The following is a 22,186-nucleotide window of genomic DNA, read 5'->3' on the forward strand; positions in this document are numbered from 1 at the left end:
GCAGGAAATGTGACGGGAGCCTCGGCCGGTCCCGAGGCCCCCATCGCTCACCGCAGCCCGAAGGCCCGGGTCAGTTCCTGCTTCACCGTGTTGCCGGCGCTGTCGCGGACGGAGACCCGCACCGACACGTACGCGGCGGAGCGCGGCGCCCGCAGCGTGGCGCCCTGGTGCCAGGTGCGCCCGTCGTCGTACGAGATCTCGACCTGGGGCTTACCGGCCTTGGCGGTCACGGTCGGCAGCTGTGACGCCGTCACCGTCAGCCGGGCGTCACGCGCGGCCCGGCCGGCCCGGTCCAGATCGACGTCGTAGTCGAGCTGGATCATCGGGACGACCACCGCGGACTCCACCCCGGTGGCGGCCGACCGGAAGGTCCACTCCGTGCGGGTGTGTGTCGAGTACGGTCCGGCCCAGCCGGCGCGGTTGTTGTCGACCACCACCCGATAGGGCTCGCTGCCCGCCGGGAGACCGGTGACCGGCAGATACTCCGCATTGCCCCACTGGAGCAGCTCATCGCCGCGATAGAGCTCGGCCCGGTTGGACACGGCGAAGTTGCTGCCACCGGTCTCGCCGACATGACCCGAACCGGAGCCGCCCCAGCCCGGGACGGGCAGATAGAGCCCGTCGAGGTAGCGCTGCGGCAGGGAGCCGAGGGGGCCGTTGCGCGGCCGCAGGATCGGGCCGAACCAGCTCACCTCGCCGGTCGGCCCGGCCCGGTGGACGACCGGCTCGATCAGGTGCTGACCCATCTCCATCGGCAGGTACGCGTCGTCGAGCCAGGTGGTGCCGGCGGTGACCCAGTCGGTGCGGTCGCCCTGCGCGGTGGCCGGCACCTGGTTGCCGACGACGAAGCCGTGCCAGACGTCGCCCCGGAACTCCAGCGCCTTGCCGGGCCGGTGGTTGCGGAACGCCACTTCCACCCGGGCCAGGTCGGCCGGGCCCTGGCGGAACGACGGGTCGGCCGGCACCGCGCCGGTCCAGTGGTGCACGACGTCATACAGGTAATCGGTCGTGGGGTTGGAGACAACAGTGATCCGGCCCGGGTGGCGCAGCAAAGCCTCACCCTGGTCGGCGCCCAGCGTCGCGACGGTGACCGGCGCGGGCACGTCGGGACCGAACAGGACCTCGTCCGGCCACGGGTGGAGCCGGCCGGGGCCGTCATTGACGACCAGCAGCAGCTTGACGCCGGCCTGGGCCGCGGCGGTGGCCTGCGCGGTGATGTCGCCGGCGTCGCGCACGATCAGAGCCTGCCCCCGCCTGGGGCTGGTGCTGACGGTCAGCTGGTGACGGCCGCGGGGCAGCGGCGGTTCGGAGCGCTGGACCAGGATGTCGTCGAAACCGGCGATGGTCAGCGCGGGCTGTTCGAGCCGGAAGCGGGCGCCGAACTCGAAGGTTCCCTCGGTGACCCGGCGGCCGGTGGGCAGGGCCCAGGAGCTGTCGTACGACTCGTCGGGCAGCCGGGAGCTCTCGGTGAAGCCGGCCGGCCAGCCCCGGTGGATGTCCAGGCGTACGGCCGTGGGGGTGGCCGGTTGCGGGACCCGGGCGATCACCTGGCGGGCCCGGCGCGCGTCGAGGGTGACCGCGCGGTCCCGGTCGAGCTCGACGTCGGTGAACGACAGCAGCGCCAGTCCCTTGGAGCGCGGGCCGTTGGCGCCGCGCACCTCGGCGTCGATCCAGCCCGTGTACGTGCCGACCGGCAGCCGCACCGTGCCGCGCCCCTGCTCGTCGAGCTCCACCGCGCCGAAGAGGTGCTCATCGGTGAACAGAACCGTGCCGGTGACCGGCTCGCCGTCGCGGTCCTTCACGGTCACGGTCAGGTTGTGGCGCTCGCCCTCGCGGCTGAGGCCGATCAGCGTACGGGTCCGGATGGCCCCGGTCGCGTCGGTGGCCGAGACGATCCCGCTGACCGGCTTGTCCACCGGTACCAGCTCGGGCTTCGCCTTCAGCGTGGCGGTGGCCGTCCCGCGCGCGGGCACGGTGACCGTGTCCCGGTCGAGTGTGAAGGCGCCGGCCGGGGCATCGGTGTCGACCGTGAGATCCAGGGTGACCGGGGCGTCGCCGTCGTTGGTGTAGGTGAGCGTCCGGTCCTCGGCGGCGGGAGTGCTGCCGTACGGGAAGAAGCCCGAGTACGCGCTGACGGTGGCGAACAGGGTGGCGTGGGCGGCGGCGTACGCGTCGAGCCGGCCGCCACCGGCCTGATAGGCGGTGTATTGCGGGGTGGCCCGGGCCGTGCCGACGAGGGCCTGCTTGATGCGCGGGCCGGTCCAGTCCGGGTGGGCCGCGGCGACCAGGGCGGCGGCCCCGGCGACGTGCGGCGTGGCCATCGAGGTGCCGCTCATCGTCGTGTAGAAGCCGGATCCGCCGCGCACGAAGTGTGAGCGGGCGGCCAGGATGTCGACGCCGGGCGCGGTGATCTCGGGCTTGAGTCCACCGTCGCCGGTGCGGGGGCCGGTGCTCGAGAACTCGGCCAGCTGGTCGTCCGCGTCCACGGCGCCCACGGTGAGGGCGGCGTCGGCGCTGCCGGGTGAGCCGATGTCGGCCGGGCCTCCGTTGCCGGCGGCGATGACGAACAGGGCGCCGGTCTCGGCGCTCAGCGCGTCGACGGCGGCGCTCATCGGCTCGCTGCCGTCGCCGCCGGGACCGCCCAGGCTCATGCTGACGATGCGGCTGCGCTGGTCGCGGGCGGCCCACTCCATGCCGGCGATGATCCAGGACTCCTGGCCGCGGCCCTCGGTGTCGAGCACCTTGCCGACGTGCAGCCGGGCACCGGGGGCGACGCCCCGCTCCTGGCCGTCGCTCGCCGCGCCGGTGCCGGCGATCGTCGAGGCGACGTGGGTGCCGTGGCCGTTGTAGTCGGTGGTGTCCTCATCGGACGGCACGAAGCTGGCCGACGCCGCGACCTGGCCGGTCAGGTCGGGATGCTCGGGGTCGATGCCGCTGTCGAGGACGGCCACGTCGACGCCCCGGCCCTCGTCGCCCTCGCTCCACAGGCGGGGCGCGCCGATCTGGGCGGTCGAGGCGGCCAGGTCGGCGCGCACCCTACCGTCGAGCCAGACGTGCGTGACGGTCCCGCGGGCGGTGCTCAGGGCGTCCCAGAACGGGACGGCCCGGGTGCGATCGCGGGTGACCGCGGCGGCGTCGAGGCTGTCGAGGGCGCGGGTGACCGTGCCGCCGGGCAGCGGAGCCCGTTTCGCCTTGGCGTCACGGTAGCGGACGATCAGCGGCAGGGCGCTGCTGCGCGCGTCGTCGTAGCCGTCGGCGATCAGGCCGGTGACGTTGAAGAGGCGGCGGTCGAGCACTCCCCGGGCCACGAGGGGCAGGGCCTCGTCGGGATAGATGTAGGTCGCGCCGTCCTCGACCCGCCGGGTGTAGCCGGCGGCCGTACCGTCCGGGTTCTCGACCCGCAGCGTGCTCGGGCCGACGGTGACCCGGTCACCGGTGATCAGGGTGACGGTGGACGCCCTCGGCGGTTGCGGTGCGGCCGGCGCGGCGGCTGCGGGGGTGGGGGCAGCCGCGGTGGAGGCCAGCAGCGCGGTCGCGGCAAGGGTGGCCGCGCCGCGCCGCCGGCGGTGGTTGTGCAGAGACAAGGTTCATGTCCTTCGATAAGACGATGATCGATGAGCCTCGTCCCACCCCGTTGCACAACCAATCCCCCGCGGCTGGCGCAGAGACGACATGGCGCACCTACGCCTCAGGGCAGCAGCAGGTGCACGTCGCCGAATTCGTGCCAGCGGTAGCGCTCGCGCAACGCCTCGGCATAGGCCGCTCGCAACGCTTGCTCGCCGGCCACCGCGGTGAGCATCTTGAGGTGCGACGCCCGCGGCTCGTGGAGACCGGTCAGCAACCCGTCGACCGACCGCAGCCGGTGATCGGGCTCGATGACCAGCTCGGTCCAGCCCGAGGCCGGCCCGGCCGCCGCCGACTCCAGCGCCCGCACCACCGTCGTCCCCACCGCGATCACCCGATTGCCCGCGGCCCGCACGTGCGCGATCACCCGGGCCGTCGACGCCGGCACCCGGAACCACTCCGGGTACGGCGGCTCGTCCACCTCGGCCGAGGCCACCCCGGTGTGCAGGGTGACCGGCGCGACCAGCACGCCCCGGCCGGCCAGCTCGGCGAGCACCCGCCCGGTCAGCGGCCGTCCGGCGCTCGGCATCTCCGCGCTGCCGGGCTCGGTCGCGTACGCGTTCTGATAGATCGAGAGGGGCCAGTCCTGGTCGGTGTAGCTGTAGCGGATCGGCCATCCGTGCCGGTTCAGATAGTCGGCCCGGCTCGCCCCGACGTCGGCCATCGCCACCCACAACCGCCCGGTGAACGGCCGCACCAGCGTCAGCGAGCCACCGGGCACCTCCAGCCGGAGCCCGGGGTGGGCCGAGCCGTCGCGCAGCTCGACCAGCCAGGTGCCGTCGGGCTGCTCGGTCGAGACGTGCACCCGGACACCCGAGGCGTCGATGGCCGACGGCAGCGTGGCCGAGTTGTTCACCACCAGCAGGTCGCCCGGGGCGAGCAGGCGGGGCAGCTCGGTGAACCGGTGATGGCTCACCGCGCTTGCCCGGCTCACCATCAGCCGTACGCCGTCGCGGCGCACACCGTGGGCCTCCACCGGTTCCCGGGCCTCCAGAGCCGCGGGCAGCTCGAAGTCCACGACGGTCATCGGGCGACGTACCTCCCCGACGCCGGCCGTTCGTCGAGCAGCTTCACGAAAAACGGCACGACAGCCGACGGCAGCGGCCGGTCCGAGATGTCCTCGCCCGGGAACGCCTGCTGCTGCAAGCGGGTGCGCAAGTCACCTGGATCGACCGACCAGACCCGCAGATCGGGCTCCTCCTTGGCCAGCACCGCGCTCGCGTGGTCCAGCGCGGCCTTGGCGGCGCCGTAGCCACCCCAACCCTCGTACGCCTCGACCGCCGCGTCCGAGCTGATGTTGAGCACCGCCCCGGCCGTCGAGAGCCGCAGCTGCGGCAGCACGAGCTGGGTCAGCGCGATCGGCGCCAGCACGTTGACCTCGAAGGTTTCGAGCAGCGCGGGCAGCGGGAATTCGGCCAGCGCCGGTGGCGGGCTGCCGCCCAGCGTCGACGCGTTGTTGACCAGCAGGTCGGCCCCGCCCAGCTTGGAGGCGGCCTCGGCCAGCTCGGCCCGGTGGTCGTCGTCGACGACGTCGCCGGCGATCGCCACCACGGTGGTGAGTCCGCCGAGAGCTTCGGCGGTCACCTCCAGGTCCTTTCTCGTACGGGCGTCGATGACCAGCGTCCACCCAGTGCGGGCCAACGCGTGGGCCAGGGCGGCGCCGAGCCCCTGGGAGGCGCCGGTGATCACGGCTGTGTTCGTCATGCCGTCGACCCTGCTCGCCCCGGCCGCTCCCGGCCTCGGGCCGTGGTCGCCTTCCACCCCGGACCTTGGTCCTACGACCATCGACCCAGGGCGATCGGGGGCGGGCCGCGACTATCGTGGGGCCCGTGACCGCCGCCGATGAGCTGAGCACGGCACGCCGCCTGTCGGCCGCGGTGCTGGCGGTCAGCGACCAGCTCACCGTCCCCGAGGTGCTGCAGACGATCGTCGACACCGCCCGCGAGCTGGCCGCGGCCGAGTACGCGGCACTCGGCGTCCCCGACGACAACGGCTCGTTCGCCCAGTTCCTGGTCAGCGGCGTCTCGGCCGAGCAGCAGGACGCCATCGGGCCGCTCCCCCGCCAGCACGGCTTCCTGGCCGTGATGCTGCGCGAGCCGGCCATCCAGCGCCTCGACGACATCCGGGCCGACCCGCGCTTCGACTGGTGGCCCTCGGCGCACCCGGTCCTGGAAGCGTTCCTGGGCGTCCCCATCCTGAGCGGCTCCCTCACCAACGGCGGTGAGATCCTCGGCGCGCTCTACCTGGCCAACAAGCCCGGCGGGTTCACCGCGCACGACGAGGAGCTGGTCCGGGTGCTGGCCGCGCACGCCGCGATCGCGCTCACCCACGCCCGGCTCTACGCGCGCAGCCGCGAGCTGACCATCGCCGAGGAACGGGCCCGGATCGCCCACGACCTGCACGACGCGGTGGCCCAGCGGCTGTTCGGGCTGAGGCTGACCGCGCAGGCGGCCGACCTGCTGATCGACCGCGATCCGGCCGCCGCCCGGGCCCGGCTGGCCGAGGTCACGACGCTCGCCCGCGAGGCCGCCGAGGAGCTGCACGCCGCCGTCCTCGAGCTGCGACCGGCCCGGCTCGACGAGGACGGCCTGCCCGACGTGCTGCGTAAACAGGTGCAGATCCTCGACCGGGCGTCGGGGGCCGGCGGTCCCCGGCTGCACTACTCGCAGGACGAGCCGCCGGTGCTGCCGCCCAGCCAGCAGGCCGTCGTGCTGCGAGTCGCCCAGGAGTCGCTGCACAACGCCGTCCGCCATGCTGGCGCGAGGGAGATCCACGTCCGCCTGACCCGGCTCGGGTCGTGCGGCGCCCGGCTGGAGATCTCCGACGACGGCGCCGGGTTCGACGTCGCCGCCACGATGCGGGCCGGGCGCAGCCTGGGACTGCGGTCCATGCGCGACCGGGCCTGCTCGGTGCGCGGCAGCGCCACCTTCACGTCCGCGCCGGGCGGTGGCACGGTGGTGTACCTGGAGGTGCCCGGTGCCTGAGATCCGTGTGCTCATCGTCGACGACCACCCCGCCGTACGCCGGGGGTTGCGCACTTTCCTCGAGCTGGCCGGTGACCTGGAGGTGGCCGGCGAGGCGGCCGACGGCCCGACCGCGATCGAGCTGATCGAGCAGACGGCACCCGACGTGGTGCTGCTCGACATGGTGCTGCCCGGGATGGACGGCGTGGCGGTGCTGCGCGAGCTGGCCCGGTGTGCCCTGCCGGCCAAGGTCCTGGTCGTCACGAGCTTCACCGACCGCGGCCGCCTGCTGGCGGCCGTGCGCGCGGGCGCCCGCGGCTACCTCTCCAAGGACGTCGACCCGCAGGCGCTGGTCGCGGCGGTGCGTTCGGTGCACGCCGGGCACCTGCTGCTCGAACCCGACGTGGCCGCGACGCTCCTGGGTGCCCCGGCCGATCTGCCGGCGCTGACCGCCCGCGAGCGCGACGTGCTGGCGCTGATCGCCGACGGCCGGTCCAACCGCGAGATCGCCCGGGCGCTGGTCGTGGCCGAGAAGACGGTCAAGACGCACGTCTCGAGCATCCTGATGAAACTGGGTCTGGCCGACCGCACCCAGGCCGCCCTGCACGCCGTCCGCACCGGGCTCGTCCCCCGCGATTCCGGGCCGGGGTGAGCGGGCTCCAGCGCGCTGCGGGTCACCCGTGCCACTGCCGGCCTTCGTGATCGGCTGAGCGCCCCGGTGCGGGCTATCGTGAGGCGTGACGACGATCCTGGTGCCCTATCACGCGAACGAGCGCCTGCCCGACGCCGACCTCCCGGTGCGGGCCGACGTCAGCGTCGACCCCGACCTCTCGGCCGGCGACGCGTGGGACCGCCTGGCCCGCCTGTGCGGGGGGACCGCCGACGCGGTGGCCGCCGCCGATGGCACCCCCGTGGTCTTCTCCGGTGACTGCCTGATCGCGGGCGGCACGGTCGCCGGCCTGCAACGGGCCGGTGTGGACGCCGCCGTCGTCTGGCTCGACGCCCACGGCGACGTCCACACCCTGGAGACGACCACCTCGGGCTACCTGGGCGGGTTGTCCCTGCGCCTGGTGACCGGCGCCCACCCCGACCGCTACGCCGACCGCTTCGGCCTGCGCCCCGTGGCCCCCGGGCGCGCCGTGCTGGCCGACGCGCGCGACCTCGACCCGGCGGAAGCCGACTACCTGGCCACCTCGGCCATCCGCCGCCTGACCGTGCCCGAGCTGTCCGCCGCGACCGTCCCCGACGGTCCCCTGCTCCTGCACGTGGACGTCGACGTCATCGACGCCGCCGACCTGCCCGGCCTGCGCTTCCCGGTGCCGCACGGCCCCTCGGCCGACGACGTCGTGGCCGCCTGCGAACGCCTGGTGGCCACCGGCCGGGTCGCCGCGCTCGACGTCGCCTGCACGTGGGCTCCCCCCGCCGGCCCCGCGCACGCGCGGCTGATCAGTCGTCTGGCCGCCCTGATCAACCCATGACCACCGCCACGACGACGTTGCCGAGGGCACCGAGCACGACCCCGCCGGAGAACGTCCACCAGGCGACCCGGTTGCTCGACCGTTGCGCCCGCTCGATCTGCTCCCGAAGCTGGCCGGTGAGAGAAAGCAGGTGCTGATCGAGCTCGCTCGCGGGACCGGGGAGCGCCTCACCCAGCGGTGCGTTCGCCAGGTCGAGGACGTGCCCGCCGATTGCTTCCGGTGCCGTTTCCAGCCGTACGGTCGCGAAGGTGACCGCCTCGCGCACCGCGACCAGAACAAAGATCGACACAGCGCCCACAGCCTCGACGGCAGTCAACGTCGTCCCCGACAGCACCTTTCCTGACAAGAACACCGTCACCAGAACCAGAGGCAGGTAGGCCACGGCGGCCGAAAGCCGACCGTCCGGCCGCGGCGAGGAGTGGGCGGACGGGCGGGCCGGCTCGAACGCGTCGATGGCGGCGGCCCAGGCAATCAGCAGCGGGCTCACGAGATAGCCGATGTCCGTGATGAAGGGGTAAACGGCGATGCCACCGGCCAAGTAATAACTGAAGACCAGGTCCGACAATGCCAAGGCGGTCAGCCCGGACCCGATGAGCGAGAGCTGGCGGAGGTTGCGCCGGGGAATGGAACGGGTGAGATGGACCAGCAGCACCAGCGCGATCAGGAGTGCGTCCCCGAAGGGATACCAGACCGCGAGGACGAGCGAGAGCTGCCCGGACGACTCCTGCTCGAGCACGGTTCTCAGCGTGGTCATCCAGGCCAGCAGAAAAACGGAGACGACCACCAAGAGCCCGTCGAGTATCAGCCGGACCTCCTGCAGGAGGCGGGCCCGTCCGTCGCCGACGGCAGTGACCGGCCGGCTCGCGTGGCGGGCGATCACGACGAGGGCCGCGATGCCGACCGGCAGACCAGCCAGGTAGGCGAGGTCGGCGGGCGACGGCGAGTTCGCCGCCGGCGGACCGGTCAGCTGGTTGACCATCCAGATGCCCTGACCGGTGGCCAGCGCGACCAGAGCGGCCGCCGCGAGCGCTCGCCAGCGTCGCTCCGGTCCACGACTTCTCACCGCGAACCAGCCGCATGCGACAGCGCACAGGGCGGTGACGACCGCGACCACCACGTTGGACACGATCACGGCATGGTGGCGCGGTATGGCCGCGATGAACAACTCGTAGAACGCGATGACGAGCACTGCGATCCCGAAACGGTATCCGCGCGGCATTTGCTCCGCTTCCGGCCGAAGAACAGGGCGGCGAAAAGCTAGCAGTGGCTCGGCGCGAATGACACTAATCGATCTCTGTGCCCATGTCGGCATGACGACAGGGGCACGGTTGAACCGCGGTGCTCGTCCGAGTGGCCGATCTATTCGCCGCGGCGGCGGGCCAGGGCCTGGCGGGTGGCGGGCAGGAGGAGCAGGACGGTGGTGCAGGCCGCGGCGGCCAGGATGACGTACGCGCTGAGGTCGCCGAGGGCGTAGGCCGGCGACGGCGGCTCGGAGACGAGGACTGTCGAGACGTACAGGTTTTCGGGCTCGGGTGGTGCTTCGGCCAAGTCGTCCAGGGCGTCGGACACGAGCAGGGCCAGGGGCAGCAGCGCGGTCAGGGCGGCGGTGAGGCACAGTGCCAGCCAGGCTTTGTGGTTGCCGCGCAGCATCGCCACCGACAGCACCGTCACTCCGGCCGCCACGAAGAGAAAGAAGTAGCCGGCCGACGTCGGGTTGGGGTCGTCCGGGAACGGGCTGTCGAGCAACGACAGGCCGAGTCCGGCGAACCCGCACGCCAGCACCGCCAGTGCGGCGACGGTCGCCCGCAGCGCAGCATTCACCCGGGCACGATATCGATAAGCGCGGCGGCCCGCGGACCTTTCGCTCAGGAGACGTCGGGCCGGGTCATCAGCGGCGACCGCAGATGTAGCTCCAGATCGGGAGTGGTCAGCGGTACGGCGTTCCACGTCACGGTCGCGGTGCCGGCGTCGACGACCAGCCGGACCCGGTGCGGGGACGTGATGACGTAGAGGTCGGCGACGAACGTGTCGCCCTGCCAAGCGCCGGTCGCGACGATCGGGCGGCCGAGCGGTGCGCTCTCCCGCCAATCGCCGTGGCCGACCGCGACCTTGATGGACGGTCCGAGCTGCACGTGCCATCCGCCGTCGACCGGTTCGACCGCCACCGTCGTCGCGCCGGGCAGAGCCGAATCCTGGGCCGAGGCGTCGATCCGGGCCACGGCCGAGCGGGCAGGACCGGCCGCACCCGGCACCACCGGCAACGACAACCGTTGCAGCCGCTCGGCCAGGATCTCGTCGTCCTCGGCGTCGCCGCCCTCGCCGTCCAGGGCGGGGAGCAGCACGTCCCACAAGGCGCCGGGCATGTCGCGCGACGGGTCGCCGCCACAGGTCATCGCGACCACGAGGTCGTGTGACGGGACGACGATGCACATCTGGCTCAGGTTCCCGTAGCCGCGATAGCCGTGCCGCGACATCCAGAACTGGTATCCGTACCCGGCCACCGAATCAGGGTCGGGCGGCTCATCCTCGGCCGGCCAGGTGTCGATGTGCTTGCTGGTCGCCAGTTCGATCCACTCGCGCGGGACGAGTTGCCGGCCGTCCCAGACCCCGCCACGCCGCAACAGCTCGCCGAACGCCGCGACGGCCTCGGTCGTGAGGTGCAGTCCGTGGAATCCGAAGGCGGCTCCGCTCCCCACCCGGTCCCACTCGGCGTGGTCGATGCCCATCGGCCGGAACACCCGGTCGTCGAGCAGTTCCGGCAACCCGCGACCGGTGACCCGTTCGACCATCCGGGCCAGGACGCCGGTGGTCGCGTTGTCATAGGTGTGCCGGGTGCCCTCCGCCTCGGTGAACGCGACCCGCAGGAAGCCCTTCACCAGGTCGCCCGGCTCCAGCTCCCACGCCGGGCCCAGGCTGTCGATGCCGTGCCCGGCCGTCATCGACAGCAGGTGGTGCACGGTGATGCGGCGGCCCGGCCCGGACAGGCCGGCCGGAACGTGGTCGGGCAACACGTCCACCACCCGGTCGTCCAGCGCTAGCAGCCCGTCGGAGACGGCCAGCCCCACCGCCACGGCGGTGAACGACTTGGTCAGCGAGTAGAGCAGATGCGGACGCCCGGCCGAGTACGGCGCCCACCAGCCCTCGGCCACGACGTGTCCGTGGCGGACGACCATGAGGGAGTGCAGCTCGACCGATCGGGCCTCGAGCCGGTCCAGCAGGACGCCGATCGACCGCGCCGGGACCCCCTGGGCGCTCGGGGCCGACCGCGGCAGCAGAGCCCTCATCCGCGGACCACGTTCCCGTCCTCGGTGGACTTCACGGTCACCCGCGCGCCGATCGGTTCGCCCTCGCTGAGCAGGTCGAGAACGGCGTCGGCCCGGGCCACGAAGCGGCGGCCGTCGTCCTCCAGCCGGCCGAGCACGATACCCTCGCGGGAGCCGTCGCGCCCGTGCTTGACCGTCCAGGTCTCGATGACGGCCGGCCCGTCGGCGGCCGTCGCCTCGCCGGGCGCGGGCACAGCGTCCAGTTCGGCTTGGATCCGCGCGCTCTCCGACCTTCTGAAGCCGTACGGATCGGTGGTGTAAACGCCCGTGGAGTGCTTGCTCATGATGCCGCCGTTGGCGCCGACGAACGCGTACGACCCGGGAGCCGACCGCACCCGCGAGACGGTCTCCGCGATCGCGTGCATCGCGTAGTTGTTGCCCGGCCCGCCGAAGAACGGCAGCCCACCGGTCACGGTCAGCCCGCGCGGGTCGTCCGGCGCGATCCCGAGCGCCTCGGCGACCACGAACACCGGCGCCGCGTAACAGCTGTAGAGATCGAGGGTCGACAGCTCCCCGGCCGAGATGCCCGCCACCTCGAGCGCGTGCTGGGCGGCCCGGACCGCGGCCGGCGAGGTGCCGTAGTCCGCGCGATCCAGCAGGTTCCGCTCGCGCAGATCGGCGTGCCCGGCCAGATGGACCCATTTGCTTTCCGGTACGCCGAGACGCCGCGCCGCCTCGACCGGCATCAGCAGCACGGCCGCACCCTGGTTCACCTTGTCGCGGGCCACCACATAGCGCGTGTACGGGTCGGCGATCGGCCGGTTCGCCGCACTCGGCGTCACCAGGGTCGCGGCGTCGCGGAAGACCGGCGCCGCCGCATGCGGGTTGGCCGCCGCCACCGCCGTGAACGGCTCGAAGAGCTGCCCGATGGCCGCCGCGTAGCCGGCCCGCGACATCCCGAGCCGGGCCCGCCGCGCGTTCTCGATCAGCGCGTACTGCGACGCCGTGTCGGTGAGCCCGTGCGCGACATGGTGCATCGACACGATGCCCTCGAGCCCGTGCCCGCGGGCCTCCAGCGACCCACCCGGGCTCTCGCTGAAGTCGGGCCGCGGGGATGCCGTGGCCAGCGCGGTGATCGTCGAGATCGCCTCGGACCCGAACAGCAGCACGACCTCGGAGTCCCCGGCCGCGATCGAGGCGGCGAACTCGTTGACCAGATGCTGCGGCCCCTGACCACCGCCGACCTCCAGGACGGCTCGCCGGGGCGAGGCCCCGAGCCGCCCGGCCACCGAGCGCGGGAAGTTGTCGGAGCACCCGAGCAGCGGCACCGCCCAGGGCAACGAGATCTCGAACTGCGGCACGCCGGCCACGGTGCCGACCGCCGACGCTCCGACGCCCGCGTCGTCCAGGGCCGCCCGCGCCGCGTCGGCCGCCAGGTCGACCGGCGAGCGCGCCTGATAGCCCGGCGCGTCGAGCCGCTCCGACACCTGGCCCACGCCGACCAGCACCGGCGTGCGGGGATCGACCATCAGAGGCGCCCGGCCAGCTCGCGGATCCGCCGCTCGCAGCCGGCCGCCATCGCCCGGGTGATCTCGCCGGCCGGGCGGATGTCCCGGAACGACCCGACCACCTGCCCGACGAAGAACGACTCCAGTGCCAGCGCGCCCTCGTGCCCGGCCTCGGCGGCCGCGTCGATCCGCTGCCAAGCCTCGTCCACCAGCATCGGCTGCAGCGGCAAGGGCAACGGCTCGGGGCTGCCCGCGGCCGCCCACTCGTCGTGCCAGGCCGTCCGCAACTGGCGCGCCGGTTTTCCCGTACGGGTGGGCGAGCGCAAGGTGTCGGCCGAGCTCGCGGCGAGGAACTTGCTCTTGATCGCCTGCACCGCCACGTCCTCGGCGCTGGAGAGCCAGATCGAGCCGCACCACACGCCGGCCGCGCCCAGCGCCAGCGCCGCGGCCATCTGGCGCCCGTCGGCGATGCCGCCCGCCGCGAGCACCGGCCGGTCGCCGGCGATGTCCACGATCTCGGGCGTCAGCACCATCGTGGCGATCGTGCCGGTGTGGCCGCCCGCCTCGGTGCCCTGGGCGACCAGCACGTCGACGCCCGCCGCGATCTGCCGCTCGGCGTGCCGGGCCTGGCCGACCAGCGCCGCCGTCACGACCCCGAGCTCCTTGGCCCGGGCCACCAGCTCGGGTGGCGGGGTGCCGAGTGCGCTGGCGATCAGTGAGATGCGGTGCTTGAAGGCCGTGTCGAGCAGGGCGATCGCGCCGGGGGTGGTGAGCGAGGCGGCGACCTGCTGGTGGTCGACGGTCGGGGCGGGCGGGATGTCGTACTTCTCGAGGAGCCCGCGCACGAAAGCGAAATGCTCCGCCGGGATCTGGGCCCGCATGCTGGCCACCAGGTCGGCCGGGTCGCCGGGCACGAACTTCTCGGGGACCAGCAGATCCACCCCGTACGGCTTGCCCTCGACCTGCTCCTCGATCCAGGTCAGCTGGGCGTCGAGCTCCTCGGGGCCGTAGACCGAGGCGGCGAGCACGCCGAAGCCGCCCGCGTTGGTGACCGCCGCGACGACGGCGGGCGATCGGTTGAAGCCGACGATGGGATGCTCGACGCCGAGCAGATCGGTCAATGCCGTACGCATGCCGACACGTTACCCGGCGGTCACTTGTGCGAGGCGGCGGATCTCGCTCCCCTGTTCGACGGCCATCTCGTTGGCGACCTCGCGCAGCTTCTCGTCGCTGCCGCCCTTGAGCACATCACCCGCCATGAGCTGGGCGCCGCGGTGGTGGGCGGTCATCATCGTGGCGAACCGGGTGTCGAACGCGGCGCCGGTGGCCGCCTCGAGCGCGGCCAGGTCGGCGTCGGTCTGCATGCCCGGCATCGATCCGTGGTCGTGCGTGGGGTCGCTCTCGGGCTGACCGCGCTCCTTCAACCACGTACGGAAGAAGTTGATCTCGAAGGGCTGGGCGGCGCTGATCCGCTCGGCCAGAGCCGTGAGGCGCTTGTTGGCGGCCCGCGACGGCGCGAGATCGGCCATTTCGATCGCCTGCCGGTGGTGAACGATCATCATCTGTACGAAGGCGGTGTCGATGCCGTTGAAGGTCGACCCGTCGGGCGCCCGGACCCGGTCGGAGCCGGTCACGACGGCCTCGTCGCCGGGGCCACCGGGCAGCACCACACGCTGCGGCGGAGCGGCGCTGACGCTCGGCCGGGGCGCCGCGGCCGAGCCGTCGGAGCCCATCCGGGCCGCGACCCCCACGGTCACGGCTCCGGCCAGGATGACCACGGCCGCCACGAGCGTCGATGTCCTGACCCGACCCACCGAGCCTCCTATATCGATCACCAAAGATGTTTGCTCATCTGCTTCCGGCCACTACTGTAACGACAAAGGTGAATACACAAAGCCATTACGCACCCTGCGCCGCTACCTCGCCGCAGGGTGCGTCCAGGGAGGAGACCCATGAAGCACACTGCCCCACGAGGGCGGATGCTCAAGCGCCTGGCCGCCGTCAGTGCCTTCGCACTGATCGCCGGCCTGCTGACAGCTCCGGGGAGCAGCGCGGCGCAGACACCCGTCGACGGCAACACGATACCGGGGGTTGACGAGATCGTCAGCAGCCCGAACCTCAAGCAGGTCGCGCACCTCGACAAGTCGGGCCCGCTGACCGCCACGAACACGGACTGGGCGTTCCAGGGCCAGTACGCCTACGGCGGCAACTACAACGGGTTCTACGTCTACGACATCAAGAACCCCAAGGCGCCCACGGTCGCGGCCCAGGTGCTCTGCCCGGGATCGCAGAACGACATCTCGGTGACCGGCAACCTGCTCTTCCTCGGCACCGACTCGCAGCGGACGAACGACACCTGTGACAACGTGGCGTCGACGACCGCGGCGCCGGGCGACCGCTGGGAAGGCATCAAGATCTTCGACATCAGCAACCCGCTGACGCCGAAATACCTGAAGTCCGTCAAGACCGACTGCGGCTCGCACACCCAGACGCTGGTGCCCGGCAAACGCGGCGAGAAGAACGTCTACCTGTACGTCTCGTCGTACAACCTGGCCGGCGCCGACCTGCCCAACTGCGCGCTGCCGCACGACAAGATCTCGATCGTCAAGGTGCCGCTGCGCGACCCCACGGCCGCGGCCGTGGTCGCGACACCGGTCGTCTTCGCCGACGGCGGCTTCCCTGGCAGCGAGACCGGGAGCGCGACGACGGGCTGCCACGACATCACCGTGTACGCCGCCAAGGACCTCGCGGCCGGCGCCTGCATGGGTGACGGCGTGCTGTTCGACATCTCCAACCGCACCCAGCCGCGGGTCATCAACACGGTCCGCGACGAGGTGAACTTCGCGTTCTGGCACTCGGCCACGTTCAACAACAGCGGTTCCAAGGTCGTCTTCACCGACGAGCTCGGCGGCGGCGGCGCGGCCACCTGCAACGCGGCCGTCGGCCCCAACCGGGGCGCCGACGCCATCTACGACATCGTCGGCCACGGCAACAAGCGCAAGCTGGTGTTCCGCAGCTACTTCAAGATCCCGCGCTACAACGCCGACACCGAGGTGTGCGTGGCCCACAACGGCTCGCTGATCCCGGTGCCCGGCCGCGACATCATGGTCCAGGCCTGGTATCTGGGTGGCATCTCGGTCTGGGACTTCACCGACTCCCGCCGGCCCAAGGAGATCGCCTACTGGGAGCGTGGCCCGCTGTCGCTCGACACGCTGACCGGCGGTGGTTCCTGGTCCGCGTACTGGTACAACGGCTTCATCTACTCCAACGACATCACCAAGGGCGTCGACGTGCTCGAGCTCAAGGACGTGCGCACGGCAATCGCCAAGTACTTCCGCGCCGATGTCTTCAACGCCCAGACCCAGGACAACTTCCTGCGCTGGTAACCGGTGACCGGTGCCCGTCCTGACCGAGAGGCAGGGCGGGCACCGTCTCGTTTGCAGACGGCTGCAGGCCGGGGGCAAGCGGAACGCAAGTGGGTCGCAAGTGGGATGGGTGAGGGTCTCCTCCGAAGAACTACGGAGGAGAGAAACTGATGTCTCGCTTGCTCGGGCGGCTCGGAGGAGCCGCCGCCGCGCGTCCCTGGCGCACGATCGGGGCCTGGGTGGTCGTGCTGGTCGCGGTGGCCGGGCTGTCCGTCGCCTTCGGTGGGTCGCCGCGCGACGACTACAACGTTCCGGGCACACCGTCGCAGGCCGGGACCGAGTTCCTGCGGCAGCGCGTCCCGCAGATGTCGGGCACCGGCGCTCGCGTCGTCGTGCACTCGGATCGGCCGCTCGACCCGGCGACGCTCGACGACCTGCGGGCCCGGCTGGCCCGTGTCGAGGGAGCGGCCGTCGTCGACCCGGCCCGGATGTCGGCCGACGGTGACACGGCGCTGATCGGCGTGCGGTACAGCATTCCGGTCACCGACTTCGCGGGCACCGAAGGCATCGACGCGCTGCGCTCCGCGGCGGCGCCGCTGGTCCGCTCGGGGCTTCAGGTCGAGCTCGGGGGGCAGGTCGCCGAGAACGTCCAGGCCCCCAGCGGTACGGCGGAGCTGGCCGGCATCGTGGCGGCGCTGGCGATCCTGGCCTTCGCGCTCGGCTCCGTGGTGGCGGCGGGCCTGCCGATCGCGGTGGCCATCGCCGGGCTGGCCGGCAGCGCGGCGCTGATCGCCCTGCTGGAGCGAGTCACCGACGTCAGCTCCATCGCCCCGACGATCGCCACGATGGTCGGGCTCGGGGTGGGCATCGACTACGCGTTGCTGCTCGTCGCCCGGCACGTCGAAGGGCTCCGGGCCGGGCTGTCCCCGCGGGCGGCAGCCGCGGCGGCCAACGCCACGGCCGGGGTGTCGGTGGTGGTCGCCGGGCTCACGGTGCTCGTCTCGCTGTTCGGCCTGAAGTTGTCGACGCTGCCGACGTACTCGTCGTTCGGCTACGCCACGTTCTTCGCCGTCACGGCCGTCATGGCCGCGGCGCTCACGCTGGTCCCGGCGCTGTGCGGCCTGGCCGGGCAGCGCGTGCTGCCCCGCCGCATCCGTCGCGGAGCGGAGATCCGGGCCGCTCTCCCGGCTCCGGTGAGTTCGGCGGCGGCCCGGCCCGGTTCGGCGGCTCCCGACGCCCCGGTGCGGGCTCGGCCCACGTTCACCGCGCGCTGGGCGGCGGCCGTGTGCCGGCGGCCGGGGATCGCCGCGGTCGCTTCGCTGATTCTGCTGGCGGTGCTGGCCGCGCCGATGCTGGGCATGCGCACCTGGCCGCAGGACGCGGGCAGCATGCCGGAGTCGCACACCACCCGTCAGGCCTACGACCTGGTGGCGGCGGAGTTCGGTGCGGGGGCGAACGGGCCACTGGTCCTCGCCGTCGACCTGGCCGAGGCGCCGGACCTGGGCGCGCTGTCGGCATCCCTGCGCGAGCAGCCCGGCATCGCCTCGGTGGCCCCGCCGCTGGTGGAGAACGGCGCGGCCGTCATCGTGGTCGAGCCGTCGACCGGGCCGCAGGACGAGGCCACCACCGAGCTGCTGCACCGCCTCCGGGCCGATGTGCTGCCCGACGGCGTGCTGGTGACCGGTCTGGTGGCGGTCTTCGCCGACGTGTCCGACCGGCTGGCCGAGCGGCTGTGGATCGTGGTCGTGTTCGTGGTGGCGGTGTCGCTCGTGCTGCTGACCGTTCTCTTCCGGGCGCCGGTGGTGGCGGTCAAGGCGGCGGCCCTGAATCTGCTGTCGGTCGGGGCGGCGTACGGGGTCCTGACCTCGATCTTCCAGAACGACACCACGGCCCGGCTGGTGGGGCTGCCGCATGCCGTGCCGGTGTCGAGCTGGGTGCCGGTGCTGCTGTTCACGGTCCTGTTCGGGCTGTCGATGGACTACGAGGTGTTCCTGCTGTCCCGGGTGCGTGAGGACTGGCTGCGCACCGGTGACGCCCGGGGCAGCGTCATCCGCGGGATGGCCGCGAGCGGGCGGGTGATCAGCTGCGCGGCGGCCATCATGGTCGCGGTGTTCACCGGTTTCGCGCTGGACCCGGACGTGACGGTCAAGATGCTCGGCCTCGGCATGGCCACCGCGGTCCTGATCGACGCCACGCTCATCCGGATGGTCCTGGTCCCGGCAACGATGACGCTGCTGGGCCGGGCCACCTGGTGGCTGCCGGGCTGGATGGACCGGTCCCTACCCCGCTTCGAGGTCGAAACTCGGCCCGTCAAGCCGGCACGCGAGCCCGAGCCGGTCGGCTGACGCGTGCGGTCAGATCGGCTGCCGGGGGCCTTTACTCAGGTCGATCACGCACAACGAATTGCCGAACGGGTCCTCGAGGACCGCGCACCTGCCGATCGCCACGTCGAACGGTGACGTGCGGACGACGCAGCCGCCGCGCTCGTAGGCCGCGACCGCGGCGGCGACGTCGTCGACCAGGAAGTAGACGTTCAGGTCGGCCGGGAGGTCCATCGTGTGCAGAACGACCTCGGCATCCGTCTCGGGCAGGGCCATACCCACCGCCGACTCGTCGCGCCAGAGCGGCTGCAGCCCGAAAACCTTCGTGTAGAAGGCCTCCGCGGCCTCGAGCGCGTCGACCCGCACCATGACGCAGTCAATCTTGCGCAGCATGAGCCGACGGTAGCGGTAGCGTCGCCGTCATGGTGGATCATGAGATGTTGCAGGACAAGCCGCACCGGCTGGTGGTGCGCGTCGGCGACACCGTGCGACGGCCCCGGCAGCCCTGGTCGGCCGGCGTCCACGAGCTCCTGCTTCATCTCGAGAGCATCGGCTTCCGGCCGGCTCCCCGTTTCCTCGGCATCGACGAGCAGGGGCGAGAAATCCTGTCCTACGTCGACGGGGAATCGGGTGCCGCCGGCTGGGCCAAGGTCGTCGAGGACGACGGGCTGATCGCCATGGCGCGGCTGCTCCGGGACTACCACGAGGCCGTCCGCGGATTCCGGCCGACGCCCGGGGCGGGCTGGGCCGGCCGCACCGAGCCGCCCCGGGCCGACGAGGTGATCTGTCACGGCGACTTCGGGCCGTGGAATCTGGTCTGGCACGGCTCCCGGCCGGTGGGTGTTCTCGACTGGGACTACGCCTGGCCCGCGCGGCCGATCCAGGACGTGGCCTACGCCCTGGAGTACGTGGCGCCGTTCCGCGACGACGAGACCTGCGTGCGCTGGCTGGCCTTTCCGGAGCCACCGGATCGACGGCGCCGCCTGGAGCTGTTCGCCGAGGCGTACGGGTTGGGAAGCACCGACGGTCTGGTTGACGAGGTGATCGGGCAGCAGGAGGCTGTGTGGGAACGGGCTCGCCTGCTCGCCGGGCGGGGTCACCAGCCGCAGGCCGAGTGGCAGGCGACCGGCTTCCTCGACACCACCGCCGACCGCATCCGCTGGAGTCGCGCCCACCGGCACCTGTTCGAAGCGTGAGCCTGGTCTCCCCGCCCGGTAAAGACGGCGTGCCCCGGGTAGTGGCGGGGGCGTAGCGAGAACGAGACAACGGAGGTGCGAGATGTCGGATCTGAACAAGGACGCCGAGGCCAAGCTCGACGAGATCGCCAAGGAGCGCGTCGAGGAGCTTCCGGGCGAGACCGCGCTCGGCCACCGCGACCCTCAGGCCGGCGGCGAAGGCGAGCCGCAGGACTGGAAGGGCAACAGCGAGGTCAAGCTCCCCGAGTGAGTGACGCCACCGTGGGAGCCGCCCTTTCGAGCGGCCCCCACGGTCTTGGCTACCGGCTGAACGACGAGCTCAGAGCCGTGTCGGACGAGCCCCCGACCTGAATGCCGTACCGGCCGGGCGCGGTCTTCCAGCGGCCGTCCCAATACTGCAGCAGGTGCAGGTCGGCCAGATCGGCCCGCGACAAGGTGAGATCGACCGTGCGGCTCTGCCCCGGCGCGAGCGTCACCCGCTGGAAGCCGACCAGCCGCTTCGACGGCTCCCCGGTCGAAGCCGGCAGCGTCGCGTAGGCCTGCGCCACCTCGGTCCCGGTGCGGCGGCCGGTGTTGGTCAGCCGGAAGGTAATCCGCACGTCACCGCGGGAGGACGACACCCGCAGAGCCGAATACCGGAACGACGTGTACGACAACCCGTGGCCGAAGGCGAAGAGCGGATCGATGCCCTCGCTCTCGTACCACCGGTAGCCCACTTTCAGGCCCTCGTTGTAGTCGACCTGCCGGATCCCGTCCACCACGACGCCCGGGTATTGCGCCGGGCTGCCCGCGGTCGGCGTGTCGGCCGGCGACTTCGGGAACGTCATCGGCAGCTTGCCCGACGGGTTGGTGTCGCCGAACAGCAGCGAGGCGATGGCCGGCCCCATCTGCTCCCCCGCGTACCAGGTCTCCAGCACGGCCGGCACCTGTCCGAGCCACGGCATCTCGACCGCGCTTCCGGTCTGCAGGACCACGACCGTACGAGGGTTGGCCGCGGCCACGGCCGACACGAGGGCATCGCCGTTCCCCTGCAGACGCAGGTCGGTCAGGTCGGTGAACTCACCCATCCGCACGTACGCGAAAATGACCGCCACGTCGGCCGACGCCGCCGCGGTCGCCGCGGCCGTGACGTCGCTGCCGTTGTCGAAAGTGACCGTCGCCCCGTTGCGCGCGGCCCGCGTACGAATCCCGTCCTCGGGCGACACCAGGTCCTCACACGGCAGCGTGGTCGGGCTACCGAACCGCCAGGGCAGGCTGCACACCGAGTTGGCGCTGATGCCGTCGGTGGGCGTATTCGACGCCGTCGCACCGATCACCGCGATCTCGTCGCCGTTACGCGGCTGGAGCGGCAGCACGCCGTTGTTCTTCAGCAGCACTGATCCCTGCTCGGCCGTGCTGCGCGCGATCGCCTTGTGGACGGGCGTCGAAGCGTCCTCCACCGGTGCCGCCGGCAGCGGGTGATCGAACAGGCCACCCCGGATGTACGACCGCACCACCCGGAACGCCGCGGCGTCGATCTGCCCACGCGTGATCAGGCCGGCCGCGAGCGCCTCGTCGAGACGCGCCGGGGTGAACCAGATCGGCCGGTTGAGCTCCTGGTCCAGCCCGTTGACGAGGCTGGGCGCGGTCGAGTGCACCGAGCCGAAGTCGCTCATCACATAACCGTCGAAGCCGATGTCGTCCTTGAGCACCTCGTTCAAGCGCTCGTTCTCACAGGCGTACACGTGGTTGATCTGGTTGTACGAGCACATGACGCTCTCCGGGTCGCCGCGGTCGACGGCGATCTCGAAGGGCAGGTCGTAGATCTGGCGCAGGGTGCGTTCGCTCGCGTTCGACGAGCTGGTCTGCCGATCCACCTCCTGCTCGTTGGCCACGTAGTGCTTGAGCGTGGCCAGGACCGGCTTCGTCCTGCTGCTCTGGATGCCCCGCGTGCCGGCCGCCGCCATCAGGCCGGTGAGCAGCGGGTCCTCGCCGAGATACTCCGGGGTGCGGCCGGAGAGCGGTGTGCGCCCACTGGCCAGGCCCGGTGCGAGCAGCACGTTTTTGCCCTTGTCGAACGCCTCGGAGGCCTGCGCGGCACCCTTGGTGTAGGCCAGCGGCTCGTTGAAGGTCGCGGCGGTCGCGATGGTGGCCGGGAACGCGGTGACGCCTGGGGTGAAACGCACACCGTCCGGTCCGTCGGAGTACACGACGGCCGGCGTGCACGGCACCTGCGCCGGGTAGACGACGCCATCCGGCCACTCGGTCTGCTGAGGATTGTTGGCCGGCTGCTCGACCAGCCAGCGGTATCTCTGCTGCTGGGTACTGGCCGCCAGCAGCGCCCGGGCCCGCTGGTCGGGCGTCTTGCGCTGGTCCATCCAGGGGTAGGCCGCGCAGTCCGTCGCCGGGGCCGCTCGGACCGGGCCGACGGGGGCGACCGCGATGGCGATCGGCGTCAGCAAGGCGAGGACGAGTGCCCGTTTCATCGA

General features: G+C 72.1%; 18 protein-coding genes. 7 read left to right on the forward strand and 11 right to left on the reverse strand.

Annotation, left to right across the window (positions count from 1 at the left end; genetic code table 11):
- Positions 1–47 precede the first annotated feature (47 nt).
- The 3 genes from NAG42_RS10985 to NAG42_RS10995 form a co-directional block, all read right to left on the reverse strand.
- Positions 48–3,584 (reverse strand): S8 family peptidase, encoded by a 3,537-nt coding sequence (locus NAG42_RS10985; RefSeq protein WP_250030058.1) that lies wholly within the window; start codon positions 3,582–3,584, stop codon positions 48–50.
- A gap of 104 nt (positions 3,585–3,688) precedes the next feature.
- Positions 3,689–4,651, reverse strand: coding sequence for an S-adenosylmethionine:tRNA ribosyltransferase-isomerase (locus NAG42_RS10990; RefSeq protein ID WP_250030060.1), 963 nt, complete (start codon positions 4,649–4,651; stop codon positions 3,689–3,691).
- Positions 4,648–5,328: an SDR family oxidoreductase gene (locus tag NAG42_RS10995; protein WP_250030062.1), complete on the reverse strand. Its 681-nt coding sequence runs from the start codon at positions 5,326–5,328 to the stop codon at positions 4,648–4,650. Before NAG42_RS10995 ends, NAG42_RS10990 begins: the two co-directional genes overlap by 4 nt.
- Before the next feature lie 125 nt (positions 5,329–5,453).
- Here NAG42_RS10995 and NAG42_RS11000 point away from each other — a divergent pair, with 125 nt between their 5' ends.
- The 3 genes from NAG42_RS11000 (at position 5,454) to NAG42_RS11010 (ending at position 8,065) form a co-directional block, all read left to right on the forward strand.
- Positions 5,454–6,608 (forward strand): GAF domain-containing sensor histidine kinase, encoded by a 1,155-nt coding sequence (locus tag NAG42_RS11000; protein WP_250030064.1) that lies wholly within the window; start codon positions 5,454–5,456, stop codon positions 6,606–6,608.
- Positions 6,601–7,239: a response regulator gene (locus NAG42_RS11005; RefSeq protein WP_250030066.1), complete on the forward strand. Its 639-nt coding sequence runs from the start codon at positions 6,601–6,603 to the stop codon at positions 7,237–7,239. Before NAG42_RS11000 ends, NAG42_RS11005 begins: the two co-directional genes overlap by 8 nt.
- Positions 7,240–7,324: 85 nt before the next feature.
- Positions 7,325–8,065 carry an arginase family protein gene (locus NAG42_RS11010; protein ID WP_250030068.1) on the forward strand — a complete coding sequence of 247 codons (741 nt, stop codon included), beginning with the start codon at positions 7,325–7,327 and terminating at the stop codon, positions 8,063–8,065.
- Here NAG42_RS11010 and NAG42_RS11015 read toward each other — a convergent pair.
- From NAG42_RS11015 to NAG42_RS11040, 6 genes are all read right to left on the reverse strand, one after another.
- Positions 8,055–9,284 (reverse strand): hypothetical protein, encoded by a 1,230-nt coding sequence (locus NAG42_RS11015; RefSeq protein ID WP_250030070.1) that lies wholly within the window; start codon positions 9,282–9,284, stop codon positions 8,055–8,057. The two genes, NAG42_RS11010 and NAG42_RS11015, sit on opposite strands and share 11 nt — an antisense overlap.
- Before the next feature lie 140 nt (positions 9,285–9,424).
- Entirely contained in the window at positions 9,425–9,886 is a 462-nt protein-coding gene (locus NAG42_RS11020) for a hypothetical protein (RefSeq protein ID WP_250030072.1), read from the reverse strand.
- A gap of 44 nt (positions 9,887–9,930) precedes the next feature.
- On the reverse strand, positions 9,931–11,349 hold the full coding sequence (locus NAG42_RS11025; RefSeq protein ID WP_250030074.1) for a serine hydrolase domain-containing protein: 1,419 nt from the start codon (positions 11,347–11,349) through the stop codon (positions 9,931–9,933).
- Positions 11,346–12,857 carry an acetyl-CoA acetyltransferase gene (locus tag NAG42_RS11030; protein WP_250030076.1) on the reverse strand — a complete coding sequence of 504 codons (1,512 nt, stop codon included), beginning with the start codon at positions 12,855–12,857 and terminating at the stop codon, positions 11,346–11,348. Before NAG42_RS11030 ends, NAG42_RS11025 begins: the two co-directional genes overlap by 4 nt.
- Positions 12,857–13,969, reverse strand: a complete 1,113-nt coding sequence (locus NAG42_RS11035; RefSeq protein ID WP_250030078.1) for an NAD(P)H-dependent flavin oxidoreductase — start codon at positions 13,967–13,969, stop codon at positions 12,857–12,859. The genes NAG42_RS11030 and NAG42_RS11035 overlap by 1 nt, the downstream gene beginning before the upstream one ends.
- A 9-nt stretch (positions 13,970–13,978) precedes the next feature.
- Complete coding sequence (locus NAG42_RS11040) at positions 13,979–14,650, reverse strand: DUF305 domain-containing protein (protein ID WP_250030080.1); 672 nt, start codon at positions 14,648–14,650, stop codon at positions 13,979–13,981.
- Positions 14,651–14,815: 165 nt separating this feature from the next.
- Between NAG42_RS11040 and NAG42_RS11045 the strand changes: the two genes are divergently transcribed.
- The gene (locus tag NAG42_RS11045) at positions 14,816–16,222 is read left to right on the forward strand and encodes an LVIVD repeat-containing protein (protein WP_438872395.1); all 1,407 of its coding nucleotides are present in this window, start codon (positions 14,816–14,818) and stop codon (positions 16,220–16,222) included.
- Between the two features lie 149 nt (positions 16,223–16,371).
- Positions 16,372–18,546 (forward strand): MMPL family transporter, encoded by a 2,175-nt coding sequence (locus NAG42_RS11050; protein WP_250030084.1) that lies wholly within the window; start codon positions 16,372–16,374, stop codon positions 18,544–18,546.
- Between the two features lie 9 nt (positions 18,547–18,555).
- Here the strand turns inward: NAG42_RS11050 and NAG42_RS11055 are convergent, their stop codons facing one another.
- Positions 18,556–18,915 (reverse strand): VOC family protein, encoded by a 360-nt coding sequence (locus NAG42_RS11055; RefSeq protein WP_250030086.1) that lies wholly within the window; start codon positions 18,913–18,915, stop codon positions 18,556–18,558.
- 29 nt (positions 18,916–18,944) lie between these two features.
- Here NAG42_RS11055 and NAG42_RS11060 point away from each other — a divergent pair, with 29 nt between their 5' ends.
- Both NAG42_RS11060 and NAG42_RS11065 read left to right on the forward strand, forming a co-directional pair.
- The gene (locus NAG42_RS11060) at positions 18,945–19,718 is read left to right on the forward strand and encodes an aminoglycoside phosphotransferase family protein (RefSeq protein ID WP_250030088.1); all 774 of its coding nucleotides are present in this window, start codon (positions 18,945–18,947) and stop codon (positions 19,716–19,718) included.
- 82 nt (positions 19,719–19,800) lie between these two features.
- Positions 19,801–19,968, forward strand: coding sequence for a hypothetical protein (locus tag NAG42_RS11065; RefSeq protein ID WP_250030090.1), 168 nt, complete (start codon positions 19,801–19,803; stop codon positions 19,966–19,968).
- Between the two features lie 49 nt (positions 19,969–20,017).
- On the opposite strand, the gene NAG42_RS11070 is transcribed toward NAG42_RS11065, so the two are convergent.
- Positions 20,018–22,183 (reverse strand): beta-glucosidase, encoded by a 2,166-nt coding sequence (locus tag NAG42_RS11070; protein ID WP_250030092.1) that lies wholly within the window; start codon positions 22,181–22,183, stop codon positions 20,018–20,020.
- Positions 22,184–22,186: the final 3 nt, after the last annotated feature.

The sequence above is a fragment of the Paractinoplanes maris genome (genome assembly GCF_023544465.1).
Lineage (GTDB): Bacteria > Actinomycetota > Actinomycetes > Mycobacteriales > Micromonosporaceae > Actinoplanes > Actinoplanes maris.

Bases quoted from the DNA above. Each gene is read 5' to 3' on its own strand.
- NAG42_RS10990 (WP_250030060.1), bottom strand. From the start codon at position 4,651: ATGACCGTCGTGGACTTCGAGCTGCCCGCGGCTCTGGAGGCCCGGGAA.
- NAG42_RS10995 (WP_250030062.1), bottom strand. From the start codon at position 5,328: ATGACGAACACAGCCGTGATCACCGGCGCCTCCCAGGGGCTCGGCGCC.
- NAG42_RS11015 (WP_250030070.1), bottom strand. From the start codon at position 9,284: ATGCCGCGCGGATACCGTTTCGGGATCGCAGTGCTCGTCATCGCGTTC.
- NAG42_RS11025 (WP_250030074.1), bottom strand. From the start codon at position 11,349: ATGAGGGCTCTGCTGCCGCGGTCGGCCCCGAGCGCCCAGGGGGTCCCG.
- NAG42_RS11030 (WP_250030076.1), bottom strand. From the start codon at position 12,857: ATGGTCGATCCCCGCACGCCGGTGCTGGTCGGCGTGGGCCAGGTGTCG.
- NAG42_RS11035 (WP_250030078.1), bottom strand. From the start codon at position 13,969: ATGCGTACGGCATTGACCGATCTGCTCGGCGTCGAGCATCCCATCGTC.
- NAG42_RS11045 (WP_438872395.1), top strand. From the start codon at position 14,816: ATGCTCAAGCGCCTGGCCGCCGTCAGTGCCTTCGCACTGATCGCCGGC.
- NAG42_RS11050 (WP_250030084.1), top strand. From the start codon at position 16,372: ATGTCTCGCTTGCTCGGGCGGCTCGGAGGAGCCGCCGCCGCGCGTCCC.
- NAG42_RS11055 (WP_250030086.1), bottom strand. From the start codon at position 18,915: ATGCTGCGCAAGATTGACTGCGTCATGGTGCGGGTCGACGCGCTCGAG.
- NAG42_RS11060 (WP_250030088.1), top strand. From the start codon at position 18,945: ATGGTGGATCATGAGATGTTGCAGGACAAGCCGCACCGGCTGGTGGTG.
- NAG42_RS11065 (WP_250030090.1), top strand. From the start codon at position 19,801: ATGTCGGATCTGAACAAGGACGCCGAGGCCAAGCTCGACGAGATCGCC.
- NAG42_RS11070 (WP_250030092.1), bottom strand. From the start codon at position 22,183: ATGAAACGGGCACTCGTCCTCGCCTTGCTGACGCCGATCGCCATCGCG.